Source organism: Microbulbifer maximicatervae (SeqCode) (genome assembly GCF_052467505.1).
Genome location: NZ_CP174313.1, coordinates 5088203 through 5105577 on the forward strand (window position 1 = coordinate 5088203; position 17375 = coordinate 5105577).

Sequence of the window (17375 nt, forward strand, 5' to 3'; positions counted from 1 at the left end):
GGCGGAAGTTCTGTGAAGTAAAAAGTCTTGTGAGGGGTAATCGGCGCTTTGTTTTGATTTGTGCATTGTTACTTCATTTTGCGGTGGGTTAGGTTGTAATATTTGACGTGCACATACTAAAGGTAGAAAAACCAGTGAGTCAGCGCCATGGGTGTAGGGAGTTGAAGTGCGAATCATACTGTGTTGCCTCGCATATTAACGGAGCTTTTATATTTACATTCTGATGAATATTTCTTAGCAAGGAGGGGACGATTTTGGGAGGCTCAGAGCGTGGAAACACCCCTTGTTTAGGGTGCTTGTAATGGTTAAAAAATATCTGGGCTTGAACAAAATTAAGGCGTATGGTAATTTCCCGAAAAATTTACGTCTCGATTTTGTTGTATTTCATGGCTAAGGGATAGGAATTGGATAAATTCCCCTCCAAAAACGGAGGTTCGGCCATGATAAGGATTTAACAATGGTTGTGCTCTCTTCTAAAGTCCTGAGGTTATTTGGGGCTTTTTCCGTTCGAGTTTCCCTGTTTTTTGTACTCCCTATTTTGGCAGCCTCGACGCTTGCAGAAGACAGTGCCAGCCTTGTCTTTGATTCACCAAGTGATGATGAATATGTATCTAGCCGATTTCCTGTATTTAAGTTAAGGCTTGAAAACGCTGGTGATCTTGATGATTTATCCGTTGTTTTTGGGGATAAATCCTTGCCTACAAATGTATGCACCTTTGAGAAGTCTAGTGGTATAGCTTACTGCACGCTATCCGTGAGTCTAGATAATGGTTGGCAAGAGGTTTCGGCGCTTCTTTACAGTGGTAATTCTCTTGTCGCTCAAGCAAGTATATCTGTAGCGGTTGATTTAGATGAAGATGGAATCCCTGATCACCTGGATCAGTGTGGAAATACAGTAGAAAAAGAAAAAGTAAATCTTAATGGATGCTCCCCTATTCAGCTGGATAGCGATGGTGATGGAGTCTCCAATGTTGACGAGTTCTTACAAATTCTTCCAGCGATAAATATGCTTCTGTCCTCTTCTCCGGCAGTTGTTATTGAAGAGCCTCAACCTTTGGATAGTGCAATTGAGGATGGGCTTACATTTGAATCTCCCGCACATAAATCCCTAGTAAAAAGTGGCAAGCCTTCTGTCCGTCTACGTGCAAATATTTCAGAGAGCACTGCTGGCGCTCACCTCTCTATATTGGTAGATGGTGTAGATACAGGAAGTTGTAACTTTGATGATGTTACTGCGTTAGGAACTTGTGAGCTCTCACAGCCTTTGCTAGAGGGTTGGCATCGTCTAGATGCGCACCTTTTACGTGGTGACAGTAAGCTTGCTAGTGCTGCTATATCAATAGCATTGGACACTGATGAAGACGGAATACCTAATCATGAAGATTATTGTTCAAATACCCCTCTAAGTGAAACTGTAGATGGCTCGGGGTGTGGGGCATCACAAATTGATTCAGATTCAGATGGTATTGTAGATGTTATTGAGCTAGAAGCTGGCAGTAACCCTTATAGTCGCCACAGTTACCCGGCGGTAATTATCCAATCATTTTCAGCGCTACCTGAACAAATTTCTAGGGCTGGAGATAGTGCAGGCCTCAGTTGGTCCGTTAGTGGTGCAACAAGTGTTGTATTAAGAAATAGTGCTGATGATACTACGATAAACCGCTTACCATTAATTGGAACTGCAAGAGTTTCTCCACAGGCTGCGACTACTTACACCCTGAAGGCAATAGGCCCGGGGGGAACCAAAAGCTCTCAAGTGGAGATCTCTATTGTTTCCGATAAGCGAGAAAATCAATGGGGAATTTCACCTCTAGATCAAATTGGTGAGGCTGTCAGTTCTTCCCTCACTCTAACTGATGATGGTGGTGTTTTCCTTGGTGCATTTGACGGAAACTACTACCGATTCACCTCTAGTGGCAATCTTGCCTGGGTGATGGAAGATGTTGGTATTGTGATGAATAAAGCAGCTGTTTCCGATAGCACAGTATATATCGGAACTAACAGTGCTTCTGGGGGTAGAGTTTTGGCGTTAAGCTCTAAAAAGGAAGTACTTTGGGATGAGATGACTCAAGCCGGTGTTGTTGCCAGTCCTGTATTAAACCAAACCAAAAGTATTTTATATGTTGCCACTTATAATGGCACTATCTTAGGTTTCAATACCGAAAATGGGACTTTGATTTGGAGCTTTAAACTTCCAGAGGGTGAAACTATTAGTGCAACACCCATGCTAACCAGTAATGATGAAATACTTTACATCCATAGTAATAGTCACAAGATATTTGCTGTTCGCGTGAAACCTGAGAATGGAAGTCAGTCAGACGATACCCAGCAGATAATACTTGAACCAAACGATGGTACTAATAGTGGTACTCCTCTCCTTTGGGAGAGCGATATAAGTTCTCCATCGAATTAACGATATTTCTTCTACCGAATAATCGTATCCCGATAATAAATAATTTCGCTGGTATATGTTTATATGCTAGCGAATCTCCCAGTGGAATAAGAACGCAAAACGATGTTAATGAAATTTCTTATAGGTTTTTCAGTAAGGATGTTGAAAGTCTACTTTTCTTTGCTCGTGCTTACATTGGGAGCGTATTCACAGGGGGCATGGTCTAGTTATCTTACCGTCTCTCCGTCTACAAGTAAGACGGGTGATCTGGAAGTGAGAGTAAATTATTATTCGGAACCCTGTAGTGGAAATTGTGTTGCGGTTATACACAATCTAACTGTTTATCATGATGGTAAGTACAAGGGAACTCTCGATAGTTTAGCAACTAGAACAGCGAGTAATGTGTATTCATTAAAAGTAGCTGAGGCTGGTTCGTGGAAGGTTAGATATGATTATTCCCAAAAAATCGGAGAAGAAGAATATCCTTGTGGTGGTGTGATAAATTATGATCTTGGTGGTACTCCAAACTTAATGCTCGGAGTACCAATGGCCAGTGCGCTTGTAAGTTCAAGAAGATGTTTCGCCACCTATTACACAACAAAGAAACTTATTCAAACTAAGACTGCTACAGTATCTGACCCTATAAGTAAGCCAGTATTTAAAAATCTACCAAATCAGGATGAGGCGGCAAATGGTGAATATAGTATATATTGGACGTATCCATCAAATACCTCAAAAATTGAACTTTGGGAAGGTGTTAATAGTAAAACTAAACTAAAGTCGGTTTCTCTCTCAAGTAACAAAGCAAGTAATCATCCATTTAAAAATAAACCGGTAGGTACATATTATTATCGGTTGCAGGCGTGTAATAAGTTAAATCAGTGTAGTGGGCTTACTGATTTTGCATCTGTGACCGTGCGAAAAAATGACCTTCCGCAGTTAAAGTTTCTCGCTTTTCCAATGCAGAATGCTTTTAGGCCAAAAAGCAATTTAACATTATATGCTCAGTCTTCTGATCGCGATGGTATTTCAAAAGTTACCTTCTACTATAGCTATAGCGATGGAATAAAAAGACTTATCGGTGATGGTGAAACGGCAACAAATGTTCCTGAAATGAACCAGTGCGATGGGTGTTACAGAAAAAACTGGACTCTCCCATCTCTTGAAGATGAAGATCAAATAAAAAACATCCAGGTCTGGGTAGAAGCTATTGATAAGATCAATGGAAAGACCGAGCTGGTTGCTCCAGGAATTATCAAACTTTCAAATAACCAACAGCCTACAGTTAGTGTTAGTGCATCACCGAGTACTATAATCGAGGGCGAAAGTGTTACTTTGAGTGCTAATGCTTCTGACCCGGATGGTAGCGTTAAATCCGTTGTCTTCTATGTCGGGGGGGCACCTTATAAAACGGATTCGACTTCTCCTTATCAGGTTCAATGGAGCACGAATTCCGCCGGTACATATTCTATCTATGCGAAAGTCACTGATAATGAAGGTCTTGAAAAGAAATCAAATAATATAAGTGTAAAAGTCTCCCCAAAGGCCCCACCACCTGCTCCCTCCTATTTAAATTTAGTTAATTCTTCGCGTGTCAACATAACTGGCGATTTTGAGCTTGCCTGGGATGCTGTAGGCGAGGTGACCTACAAGGTGGAAAAACTTGAAGTCGGCGTAAATGCTGATTTTGTCCCGGATACGACTTATACAAATAATAAAGTACCTGGACATGAAATATTTGATCAAAGAGCGGGAGATTATCGCTACCGGGTTTTTGCTTGCAATAGTGTTGGCTGTAGTGAAAAACCTAGCCCAGAAGTTTCAATTACTGTGGTTAGGGAAAAGCCCAACGCACCCAAAGGACTTGTTGCCAACCCGGATAAAGGCGCTCAGTTATTTACTGGTAATTACAAATTAACTTGGAATCCCTACAATTCTTCACTCGATGGCGTGAAACCTGAATTCTATAAGTTACAAGAGAAAACTGGAGGGGTAGAGAGCAGTTCTAAGTGGAGTACTCTACCTACAAGCAGCTTAACTACAAATTACACGGCTTCGAATAAGCAGCCCGGAAACTATAGCTACCAGGTTCTAGCATGCAATGCACTGGGATGCAGCACTCCTGGTGAGATAGTTAATGTTACGGTTTTACCTCCCTATTTGAATACTGCTGCTCTATCGTGTGACGGAGGATGCATCCGTTTATCGGGTTCAGGTTTTGATCCTGAATCATCTATAAGTCTCAAGGCAATTCATAGTCCAAGTACTAAAAAATCACTGCGATTTTCTGAGGCTGTTCAGGCAAATTCAACTGAAATCGAGTTTCCGATAAGCAAGCAAGCAGCGATTTATGATGCCCTATTTGAATTAGGGGTCCGTATTACAGTTACCAATCCGAATAGTGCTCAGGGTGGTATTACCCTTTACGGAGATCGAGCTACAGAAATAATAGGTGAAACCCAGTCTACTCCTGCATTAAGCATGGATGGCTCCACTCTCTATGTGGGAGCAGAAAACCAACTCTATGCCCTGGATACGAAGAATAGCGGCGCTGTGTCTTGGCGTTTTGCAACAGATGGGGTTATCAAGGCTAGTCCTAGGGTAGATAGCATTGATGGGACCATCTATGTAGGGTCACTCGATCATCATTTCTATGCAGTTACCCCTCATGCTGTAGAAAAGTGGAGGTTAAAGACTGGTGGAGAGATTGTTTCTTCTGCGATATTAGATGAAGATCGAACGCTCTATTTTGGTTCAATGGATAGAAATCTCTACGCCGTAGATCCTATTGAAGGCGCAGTGAAGTGGACTTACCCAGCCGATGGAGGGATTGCTGAAACGCCTGTATTAGCTGGTAATGATATTCTCTATTTTACTACGGTAGAAAGTAATCAAGTTCATGCTATATCTCGAAAAAACCGCGGACCGGGCAAATTGGTATGGGAAAGCGTAGATGATTCCTTGTTGTGGGGGGAAATTGGAAACTGGATTCCAGAGCCCTCAATGGAGCCCGAATTTCAATCGATAGCCCGACTTTATCGTGGTTTATTGCAGCCTCCATTAGCATTAAATCGAAAGGTTCTTACTTTCTGGACTTATCAGCGCGTAGCAGGCCTAGTTAGCGACGCAGATATAGCTCGGGCATTTCTTGAGTCTGACACCGGGCGCATAAATTTTTCCTCAACTTTAAGTAATAGTGACTTCGTCGATACGTTGTATGAGCGGATTTTCCCAGGGCAGGGCTATCCTGATATCTCCGTCGGTGGGGATACGTACAGTCGTGCAGCGTTGATCGGCCTTTTAGATGGAGGCTATGCGAGAGCTAATGTAGCTTTACTGTTCACTCAGTCCCTGGAATATACCGCTTCAACGAATAGTCTACTTAGGCTTGCTTTTGATTATTTGTATGACCAGGACTTCAGTTGGGCAGTAACAACTTGTAATACCGGCGATGAATACACCCGCGATTGTGATGGCGATAATTTGCCCGATTGGTGGGAAATCCTTTTCTTTGGCCATACCGACTACGGTTGGGAGGATGATCCAGATGAAGACGGAAAATCTAATGGCCAAGCTTTTGAGGAAAGTATCAGCCCCTGTCAGGCAGGTTGTTATAACGGTATAACAGAACCCCCCCCGGCACCTGCCGAGGCCCCACAAGTGAATTTGGGGGATCTCAGCATCTCCGAATCTATTGGCGCTTTACCTGGTGAATTTCGCGTAAATGAAGCTGGAGCTGCAACATATTCAATACCACTGAGTTTGCCGCCTGGAACCGCAGGGGTAACACCTGAACTTGCGTTGGCTTATACCAGCACAGCGGGCAATGGCATTATGGGTAAAGGGTGGACCTTAAGTGGCTTATCGGGGATAAGCCGTTGCCGACAAACAGCTGGACGCGACGGCAAAGGCGAAGCCATTACTTGGGGTGAGGGGGACCGTTTTTGCCTGGATGGACAACGGTTGCTATTGGTAAGTAATGGCCATTATGGTGACTCTGGGTCACAGTATCGCACCGAGGTAGATAGCTTTGCGTTAGTTACAGCTCACGGTGGGTCTCGTGGTAAGCCAGACTTCTTCACCGTTGAAAGAAAAGATGGATCCATTAGCTATTACGGTGATGGCAATAAATCGCAGCTGGCGTTTTCCGGATATGGCACCCTGAACTGGATGTTAAGCAGCTTCGAAGATAGTGCCGGCAATGAAATTAATTATATCTACACCCAAGAAGGTGGCCACCGCATCCGGGAAATTCAATATGCCTATGGTGATAGTGGAAATGCCGCTGCACGGGTGACTTTTGAATATGAAGATCGGATGGATGTAATTAATGGTTATTCCGCCGGGGCCTTCCTGTCTACCAAAAAACGTATGACAGAAATTAAGGTCCTCGGTGAAGATTACACTGTTCTTCGACGTTACGAACTCGATTATCTCAATACAGGGTACGACCATTTAAGTAGAGTTGAGCGTATTCGGGAATGTGTAGCTGATAGTTGTCGTCCTGATACCGTATTTAAGTGGCGCTTGCCAGCGGCTTTCCTTGCAGTAAATGCCGATTCCGGGGTGGGACTAAGTCGCCAGCTTGATCGGGCTAATCTGGCTCCACGCCCCGCAGATATCAATGGTGATGGTCTTTTAGACTTGATCTGGGTAGAGACTGATTGGGATGATGATGAGAGGATTCATGACCAGTACTTTAAGTATGTATTGGCGAATGGGGATGGTTTTGATTCCGAGCAACTTGTATTCAGGTATCAGGAAGATGTGCGTGTACCTTATTCCTGGAGCATGATTGACTATAATGCCGATGGTCGTGCGGACTTGGTCGTTTATGTTCGCGAGCGTGGCGTATGGGTAGTGCACAAATCGATCCCTAACCCTAGTGATGGCACATGGTCTATTAGCACATCTTCTGCAGCAACACTGAAAGAGTTGCCCATCACAAAAGAAGATACACGTTTCGTTGATATTAATGGCGATGGTTTAGTAGATGCTGTTTCGGCAACTGGTTATCAGCTATTAGAAAAGAGACCAGATGCTACTCCGGTTTCTAGTGATTTTTACCAATTTGGTAAGGTTAACCCCTGGACCATCAGTGGTTTAGAGTCTTGGGGTCATATAGACAGTGACGACGAAAGTGCTTTCCAATATTTAGATCCACAAGCAATTGGCGATTTTAATCATGATGGCCAAGTTGATTTGGTTTTGGTTGATAGCAAGGTGTGGTGGGATAGAGATCCACTAAACCCTTATCCAATTGAGTTATCAAAACCAGATTTAGATAAGCAGCATACCAAAGCATATTTAATGCAAGTTCAAGGCAATAAATTAATTGCTAAGGAAAAACTGCTCGACTTCATGCAGGTCGATGGCTTTAAAGGTGACAGCAGAGACTATGCTGCCACGGTATTAGAACGCCACGGAACACTCAAAGAGTCCTTACAAACGGTTGATATTAACAGCGATGGCTTGGTTGATATTATTACCCGGGAAAGAGAAGGTAATAAATATCGCTACCGTATAAATACTGGAGATGGTTTCCTGGATGACGTTTCTCTGGGGGCTTTTCCGGATAACGTACACCTGAACTGGTTCGACTATGAACTAGATGGTGATCTGGATATGTTATGGCGAAAGCAGGATGGAGAACTGGAAAAACTAGTCTTCCGTCGCTGGCAGGCGCGTACACAGTCCTTTGGCGAAGAAGAGCATTTCCGCACAGTAATTTCCAGTCGCAAAGGTGGAGGAGACACTTTTGTGGATATGGACGGTGACGGCCAGACTGATTATTTGGAATTCCATGGCGATCATCTATCCGTATATAAGGCGGGAGATAGGAAAGTAGCTCCCAATGTGATTGAGAAAATCACAAATGGTTTGGGTACTGAAACTATAATCAGTTATGGCTCCACCTCCTCTTCTGGACATTTTGCGCGGCCAGGGTTTGGCTCGGCAATGGATACATACTGTGCCAAGGTAGCCAATGGTGATAGCGGTATTGAAAGCTGGTGCCTGGAGTATAAAGAACCTTCGTACTATAGCCTCTATAACTCAATCAATGAAGATTGGCGCAAGTTTGAAACAGTAGACAATATCAGTTATCAGACTTTGGGCAAGACAAGCCCGATTTTAGATGTATACACTACTCAATTCTTAGTAACACGAGTTCAAAGTAGTGCGCCCGCAGCAGCTGAGTACCCAGGGTCGGTAAACAGTGATGCACTAGTTGGGGTGAGCTATTTCTATGGTCGCGCGCGCTTACAGGCAGGAGGGCGTGGCTACCTGGGCTTTGAAAAAATCCGCACCTTGGATGAACAAACAGGTGTTGCTACTACCACCACTTATCGTCAAGACTTTCCATTCACTGGATTGCCATTGCGGACCGAGCAGCGTACCGCCTCAGGAAAATTACTGAGTGAGTCTGGTAATTACTGGGTTCTTAAAGGGTGGCAATCTGAATGGTCTGAAAAGGCGAGGTCTCAGGGCACTTCTTCACTAGGACCTTTACAACCCTATGTTTGGGAGAGTGTCGAAAAAGCTTATGACTTGACCGCCAATGGAAAGACTCAAGGTAACTTACTAAAAACAATCACCAGTAAGACAGAGCAGGATCTGGAAGGTAACACCACACGTGTATACGTAGCTACGGAAACACCGGATGGGGATAGTTTCGCTACAGAAACCATTAATGAATATGGAATAGGAGAGCGTGTTTCCTTTAGCAACTCCGATCATAACTTTTCAAGCTATACCGAGTTGGGCCGTTTGACGTTGACGAGAGTCATTCATTCTCGCAAGCAAGATGGGATAGAGGAGTTGGCTGAGCGTAAAAGTGCTTTTACTTATTATCAAACCGGTAACAAAGCCGGCCTTCTGAAAGAAGAGATACTAGAGCCTGAAAATGGCGGCCTGAACTTGGTGGATGGTGAATTACGGCTGCGTACGTTCTATGATTATGATCACTTTGGCAATAAAGTCTCAGTAGAACAGTTTGCTGATCTGGATAAATCGCGTCTGCAGCGCTGGGTTTATGATCCAAGAGGCCGTTTTGTTGATCGTGAAGAAAATAGTTACGGCCAGACCGTGAGCCAGGTTCTTGAGCGCGATCAATATGGCCAGGCAACCTTAATTGAAGATACGGCCGGGGTACGGGCATCCATCGGTTACGATGTCTTTGGGCGAAAGGTGCTTGAATACACTGAGACCGGGGCCGGTAAAGTAGCCTTGCTTGATCACCCCGGCAGTCATTGTGCTGCGGGTACGATCTATCAGATGGTTGAGAATATATCGGGGGGTATAGAGAGCATAACTTGTTTTGATGTACTTACCCGTGAGATACGTAAGGCATCTCGAGCATTTGATGGCAATTGGAATTATGTGGACACTGAATACGATAGCTATGGACGTGTAAAACATAAGTCTGAGCCGTACCGAGCTGATCAAAGTTCCTATTGGACAACTCAATACTACGACCTGATCGGCAGAGTAATAGGTACTGACCTGCCTGGCATTGAAGGTATTAATGGCAGCGGACGTGATATGTTAATCGTTTACTCTGGCTATACTACAACCGCCACTAATCCCAAAGGGCAAGTGCATTTGGAAACTGTTAATGCACTGGGAGATAAGATACGGGTTGAAGATAATCTGGGTAATGTGCAGGAGTTTAAATACGATGCTCAGGGCAACCTGAGGTTTGTAATTAACCATGGTGATGGTTCCCGTAATCTTATAACAGAGATGGAATACGATTTACTTGGTCGTAAGATAATGATGTCTGACCCTGATAAAGGCCAGTGGCGCTATCGTTATAACGCCTTTGGCGAGATGGTTAAGCAGACTGATGCCAAGGGACAAAGAGTGGAAAATCAATATGATCGTGCCGGTCGTCTGGAAGAGCGCAGCGATTACAATAGTGAGAGTGAAATTGTAGAAACCACTCTCTGGGGTTATAACAATGGGCTGACGAGGGACCAATACGGTACTCCGCCCGCAGCCCTTCGCGAAGTGGTAGCGGTTGATTCCGGTTATATCAAAATCCATGGCTATGATGATTTTGGCCGCCCCAGCGAAACCATGACCAGTTTTGCCGAAGGGGATAATCACTATGAAAAAAGTAATTACGATCAATATGGCCGCCCCTTCCAGGTATTTGACGCCGGTGGCGATGGCAGCTGGCAAAGCAGTGCTATCCAGCATAAATACAATCAGTATGGTTATCTGGAGAAAGTGGTTGATGCGGAGAAATTGAACTTGGCAACTGCTGAGGAGTTCTATTCTGTACTGAAGATGGATGCCCGGGGCAATGTCACCGAGTATAAAACTGGTAATGGGGTCATCACTTATAAACACTTTGAACCTGCCACTGGCCACCTGCTGACACAGCAAGCGCAGGCTAGCGGAATTCAAGGGGTCACTGATGTTCAAGACTTGAGTTATCACTGGGACTTGTTGGGCAACTTGGAGTATCGCGAGGACCGCAGTGGTGATAAGAATCTGCGCGAGGACTTCACTTACGATGGCTTGAATCGCCTGGAGACCGCACAGATTCAGGGGCGTGAAGCGCTGGTAATGCGCTATGACGACCTGGGTAATATCACTTATAAATCTGATGTGGGCGAGTATCGCTATGGTAGCCAATGTAGCAAGGGGTTTGGTCCCCATGCTTTGTGTGAGACCAGTGACGGTGTGAGTTATCAATATGACCTAAACGGTAGTATGGAAAGTGACTCCAGCGGCAGACTGCTCAAGTACACGACATTTGATAAACCTTCAGAAATCACTAAAGACGGACACAAAACCGAGTTCCTGTATGGACCTGAGCGCAAGCGCTATTTCCGCAAGGATACCGCCAGCAATGGCCAAGTCAGCGAGACCCGCTATATAGGCAATGTGGAAAAAGTCACACGTGGTGAAACTACAGAGATCAAACGCTATCTCCCTGGAGGAGCGTTAATCACGGTGAAGAACGGTGAACGCCGAAGCCAGTATATGCACAAGGATCACCTGGGTTCCCTAGATGTGATTACTAGCGTAAATGGCGAAATCGCGACAGACACAAATGGCAACCAGCAAGTATTTAGTTTTGATGCCTGGGGGCAGCGCCGCAATGCGCTGGATTGGAGCGTTCTGCTGGATAAACAACTGACTGGCTTTGCAACCGGGTTGACCACACGTGGCTATACTGGCCATGAAATGCTGGATCAGGTTGGCTTAATTCATATGAATGGTCGAGTCTATGACCCACGTCTAGCCAGGTTTCTGCAAGCCGATCCGCTTGTACAGGCGCCTGATTATAGTCAGTCGCATAATCGCTACGCTTATGTGTGGAACAATCCGTTAAATGCAACCGATCCGAGTGGCTACTCTGTTACCTTGATTGCAGCATTTGCCTTAGCTGTAATGAAGGTGAAGGCTGTCTGGGTTGTTATGGCGGTTATGGCGGCAGCAGGCTTTGTTGACGCGCTTTTACAAGGGGCTAGTTTCGGTGAGGCTTTCCAAAATGGATTGATCCAGGGGGTTTCAGCTGCAGCTTTTGCCAGCGTTGGGCAGGCTGGAGTCGGTGCTGGAGTCGGTGCTAGTGTTACTGCCAACCAAGTGCTTGCGATTAAAGGAGCAGTTTTAGGGCTTTTAGGTGGAATTACTTCAGAATTACAAGGCGGGGAGTTTGGTCATGGTTTCGCATCGTCTGGACTAGGAGCCTTTGCCAATGGACTTTTTCCTACTGATAATTTTGTTGTTGGGATCATTGTTGGCGGAACTATATCAAGACTTTCTGGCGGAAAATTTGCAAATGGAGCTGTGACTGCGGCTCTTCAAATCATCCTAGCTAAAGGTTCTGTTAAAGCTATCGAGATAGAACTTGATCGTAACGGGCATCCTATACCTGATGGCCCCTATGATATTGCAGAAGATACTGGATATGGGCTTGAGCTCATTGATGGAAAGTTATCTGGGGAGATACGCTTTGGTTGTAATCCTAATGAAATGACTATTTGTACAAAGGCAGTAGAATATATGGATCAGATGGTCTCTGAAAATGATTTTCTTGAGATTAAAAATGTTCTGGTAACGGATAAATCGTTTGAGGTCTTTATTGCTTCAGATCCTGATGTAGGAACAGCGCACTATAATTCAGGATTTGACTCAATTAGATTTAATCCTAGCAAAGTAAAAATGAGTGGAGCTTTATTTAAGCGAGTGTTCCAACATGAATATGGTCATGTTATTGGTTTGGAACACAAGTATAATGTGACTAAAAATTTTATGAGCTATTATGGGCTTGGTGTGGGCGATGATTGGAGGGATGTAGAAGCTACTTTGTCCAGCGGACAAATACAAAAATTAAGTAATGCGTATGAGCCATGGTATCAGGTATGGTGAATTAATGATTAAAGTTATATTCATTTTTACTATATTGTTTTTTGCATCAGCTTGTTCGCATGCATCAATATTAGTTCCTATGTATTGTCAGAAGTATAGCGGGGAGCTTTTTTCGGATATATATTCTAAAAAGGATTTCCCTGTTGTGGAGAAATGTATATTTGCAGAAGAATTTATGTATCGATTTAGATCAATCCCCGAAAAGAATAGATATGGATTCTGTAGAGCCTATGCAGTTTATATTTATTCAACAGGTGAAGTAGAAGAGGCGATTTTGCTATCTCGAACAAAATATACTAAAAGTTGTAAGGCGGAATACAATAAGTATATTTCCTTTAAGAAGGATAATGGAGAGCAGGAAAAAATATATCATGATATATGGTTGGCGTTAAACGATGCATCAGATATGAGGGTGTTTTCATTAAATAGATTTTCTTTTTGGGATCGGTTGTTTTCACCTGCTCTTAACAGCTTTCTTAGAGCCATCGGCACTTGTAAAGCGAATCTTGATTGTGTTGAGTTGAGTTCGGTTTACCAAAAGATAGATTTATGGAGTGCTACTGTTTCTGTCGGGGGGGAGGCATGGGTAGTTCTTCTAGGTTATGATGGTGATAAGATGAGAATATATGAAGTAAGTAGCTTATCCTAGGCGGATTGATAGCTCTCCGTGTAGGTTGATATTTTTTGTATCTTTTATTGGGTTTATAGGAGGTGAAATCTAAAATGTGAGCTCATGTGTTTTTGGCTTATTGATGATAACTGTATTTCTTAAAAGGGGTTTTAGCTATTGTGGGGACAGAAGAAACAGGCTGTCTACCCGTTTTCTTATATAAGTTACCGTTTGAAAACCTGGTTGTTATGTTTTATTAGGGTGGCTGTATTTATGAAAATAATATATTGCTGTGGTTGACCTCAAGCGGCAATAGGTGAATTTCTTAAGCTCTATAGGAGTTCTATCCCCTTTGTTTTATTTGTTCCGGATAAGTTACCAATAATCACGGTAGTCTATTACATCACTATCGTACCCCATCTAGGCTAGGAATTTTCTGTTAATCACTATGACCTCAGGTGAAAAATATATTTACATTCGTCAGGTTGTCCCTGCGAGTTTTCTTACGTTCCATTAAACACAGTTTTTCATGTTGCCCTACTAGTTCTTGGTGAATTTCTAATATGTCGGGGCCTCCTATTAGAGTTATGCAGGGGCGTGGTGTAAATTGGTATGTTTCTTCAGTGCATAAATTACCAAGTCTATTTTCATTTGGTTATCCGATGCTAATCAATGAATTGTAAAAGTGGAGATCAGTAACTATGATCTATGGTACAGACCGATATCTAGATATCTGCAATAAGGCCCATAGGGTGTTCAGGCGATACTTGTTGTTTAACGACACTGTCGCTTGATATTTCTGTTCTGGCATTGATACTTTATGATCATCTCATAAAAACAATCCTTGATGATATCTTCCTCCTCCGTTGGCGGTTGGCTTTAAATCACAGTTTTTGCTACTTGCTCGGCCCATGTTCGCGTAATGGCAAAAGCAATGCCCTTTAATGCCTCCAGGATAGATTACGTTGCCCTGAATCATAATGGGTATGAGCTTTGGTGGTATAGGCCCTCTGTTGCTGAGATAGTTTGTGTGCCTACCCTCTCGATAGTATTTTCTAAGGGATTCTGACTCTAACAGTGAAGCAGATAAACTTATTCAATTATGTAATGAAGTAGATTACGGGTGAGTAGAAGTATCATAAAACAAGTTTTTCATGCGAGACTATACAATCTACTTAGGAAGCAGATTGATTACAATTATTACTTAAAATAAAGAAGGTGGGGTTGACTTTTGGTTTGAGTGGCACTCTGATAATGGTGTCGAATTCTGAGGTCTACAAAAGGAATATATGATGTTTAAAAAAGTATTGGCTATTTTGTATTTTTTAGCGCCAGTGAGTATTTTGGCTCATTCAAGTACAGGAAGTATATCTATTGCTAAATTACAAAGCTGGAATGGGGTGGAATTTTTATTAAAACGGATGAGTTGGAGATAAGTAATCCCGCAGGGTGCGCTATTACTGATTAATATGTCCTATCCCCAAATGCATCTGAAATGTCACAGTCTATGCGACTTAGCTCATATATTGCTGGGCAAAAACTGAATCTAATAGTGTATGGTGATGGCTGTGAAAATGATAGACCTATGATAGTTGCGGTTACATTTCATAAATAAAGTAAGAAGTAGCTCGGCGATATTTGTCATCGGCACCTTTTGTGTTGCCTGGTGGCAATATTTATTTCTGGCAGTTGTCTATTTTGTACCAGGTTTGTCAGTAAGTCGTTTTTTTCTTGAAGATGAAAAAAAATTCTGTGAAAATGCTCACGAATAAGGAAGTGGTTTTTTCTGTAGTTGGTTGTTGCAGTTTTTGGTCGGGATGCTAAAAGTGTAATCTTTCGATTCGCGAAAAATCTGGCCATCATCAAGGATGAAAAAATGGTTGGATCGCTCGCTGAGCCTCTTCATAAAATGGAAGCTAAGGTAGTTTCTATTTTCTTCTCTTTCTTCATTGTGTTTTCTACCTGCTCTGTTGTTGCAGCCACAACTGCATCTGTATCAATAGATGCTCCAGGTAATGATACGCTAGTTCCAGGTAGGTTTCCTGATGTCAAAGTTTCTCTTGCTAACGTTCAAAATCTAACAAATCTTGAGCTTAAAATAAGCCAGGGGAGTGGAGTAGAGAACTTATGTCTGATCGATTTGAATGAAAATATAGCGCTTTGTTCACTCGCAGTAAGTCTTGACGATGGCTGGCAGGCTATTGATGTGAGTTTGTATAGTGATGGAGGCCTGGTTTCCAAAGCAGCAATATCTGTTGCCGTAGACGAAGACCGTGATGGTATTGCAGATCATTTAGATAAATGTAAGAACACTATTGATACTGAGGCCGTAGATGTCGATGGTTGTAGCCCCGTGCAGTTGGATAGCGATAATGATGGAATTTCAAATGTAGATGAATTTCTACTTATTTTACCTGCGATTAACATGCTACTTGACTCTCCTTATGAGCCCGTAGAAGAACCTAAACCACTAGAAAACGCTATCGAAGATGGTTTGTTTTTCGAATCCCCAGCCCATAAAGCACTGGTTGTAACCGATAAGCCCTCTTTGCGGTTGAGAGCTAACTCAAGTCTAGATTTAACTGGTGCAAAATTAACAGTCAGCATTGGTAACGGAAGTACAGAGTCTTGTAGCTTCGATCCTGATACAAAGGTTGGTAAGTGCGATTTAACAAAGCCGATAGGACATGAATGGACAGATATAGAGGCTGTCCTTTTTAAGTCTGATACACAGCTTGCTCGAAGTGTTATCTCAGTGGCGCTGGATAGCGATGAAGATGGAATCGCTAATTTTGAAGATTTCTGTTCTTCAACTTCCCTAGATGATACCGCGAATAGTTTAGGGTGTGCTCCATCTCAAATTGATTCTGATTTTGATGGTATCAGTGACATTGATGAGATAGCAGCTGGTAGTAATCCATTTAGCGGAAAAAGTTATCCAGCTGTTAAAATTAGTGCATTTACGGCATTGCCTGAAAAAATCTCTCGTGCTGGTGATGGTGTGGGGTTGAGCTGGATAACATCCGGTGCTACATCAGTTAGTCTTACTAACAATGCTGATGACTTTTCTTTTTCCCGATTACCTGCTGAGGGTAATGCGAGGGTGGCGCCAAACTTCTCGACTACCTATACCGTAGTGGCTACGGGGCCCGGAGGTAAGTCAAGTGCAAATGTTCAAGTTAAAGTAGGTGCATTTACGCCACAAAACCAGTGGGGAGAATCTCCTCTTGATCAGGTAGCTGAAGCGATTAGTGCTTCACTCACTGTTTCAGAAAGTGGAGCTATTTTTTTGGGGGCCTTTGATAATAATTATTATCGTTTCTCACCTAAAGGTGACCTTGATTGGACGCTGAAAGATGTCGGGGTGGTGATGAATAAGGGCGCTATACAAGGAAGTACCATATTTATAGGCACCAGCAATTCAACTGGGGGAACTGTAGCAGCTCTTGATGGAGATAAAACCACCCGGTGGATATCAAGGACTGAGTCAGCAGTTATTGGGGGGCCGGTTCTTAATTCCATAGGTACAGTTGTATATGCTGCGACATATGATGGCTCGGTATATGGATTTAATACTGTAGATGGTCAAGAGCAGTGGAGTTATCAGTTGCCCGAAGGTGAGACTGTAAGTGCAACACCTGCCTTGAGTCTGGATGGTGCGACTCTCTATGTGCACAGCAACTCCCATAATGTATATGCTCTGAGTTTACTGCCATCGCCCCTGTTAATGATGCGTAGTTCTCAGTCGTTATCCGGGCAGAGCCCTTCAAATATTGCGCAATCTCAGACTAATGGCACTTTACTTTGGAAAAGTGATATTGGTAAAGAGGAATAAGAAAGTCGAGAAATGGCTTTAACCACTGTCTTCAACGTAATGGATGGTGGACGTGGTGAATTATTTATAATGAACGATAGTGCAATGTAGTCTGCCAGTCGTCTTGCATATGGAACGGTTTGTTATGTTTTTTTGGGGATTACTCTGTAGAG

Annotated in this window: 5 protein-coding genes; all 5 read left to right on the top strand. The window is 43.1% G+C overall.

The annotated features are described in order from the left end of the window. Nucleotides 1–457 precede the first annotated feature (457 nt). Nucleotides 458–2413, top strand: a complete 1956-nt coding sequence (locus ACJJIN_RS22310; protein ID WP_444896244.1) for a BamB-related PQQ repeat family beta-propellar protein — start codon at nt 458–460, stop codon at nt 2411–2413. Nucleotides 2414–3301: 888 nt separating this feature from the next. Next, nucleotides 3302–12778, top strand: coding sequence for an RHS repeat-associated core domain-containing protein (locus ACJJIN_RS22315; protein ID WP_444896245.1), 9477 nt, complete (start codon nt 3302–3304; stop codon nt 12776–12778). Between the two features lie 4 nt (nt 12779–12782). Beyond that, entirely contained in the window at nt 12783–13427 is a 645-nt protein-coding gene (locus ACJJIN_RS22320) for a hypothetical protein (RefSeq protein ID WP_444896246.1), read from the top strand. A 1250-nt stretch (nt 13428–14677) separates the two neighbouring features. Next, entirely contained in the window at nt 14678–14824 is a 147-nt protein-coding gene (locus ACJJIN_RS22325; protein WP_444896247.1) for a hypothetical protein, read from the top strand. A 356-nt stretch (nt 14825–15180) separates the two neighbouring features. Continuing rightward, on the top strand, nt 15181–17223 hold the full coding sequence (locus tag ACJJIN_RS22330) for a BamB-related PQQ repeat family beta-propellar protein (protein WP_444896248.1): 2043 nt from the start codon (nt 15181–15183) through the stop codon (nt 17221–17223). The last annotated feature ends 152 nt before the right edge of the window (nt 17224–17375 follow it).

Coding starts and splice junctions, on each gene's coding strand:
- ACJJIN_RS22310 (WP_444896244.1), top strand. CDS start 458: ATGGTTGTGCTCTCTTCTAAAGTCCTGAGGTTATTTGGGGCTTTTTCC.
- ACJJIN_RS22320 (WP_444896246.1), top strand. CDS start 12,783: ATGATTAAAGTTATATTCATTTTTACTATATTGTTTTTTGCATCAGCT.
- ACJJIN_RS22325 (WP_444896247.1), top strand. CDS start 14,678: ATGATGTTTAAAAAAGTATTGGCTATTTTGTATTTTTTAGCGCCAGTG.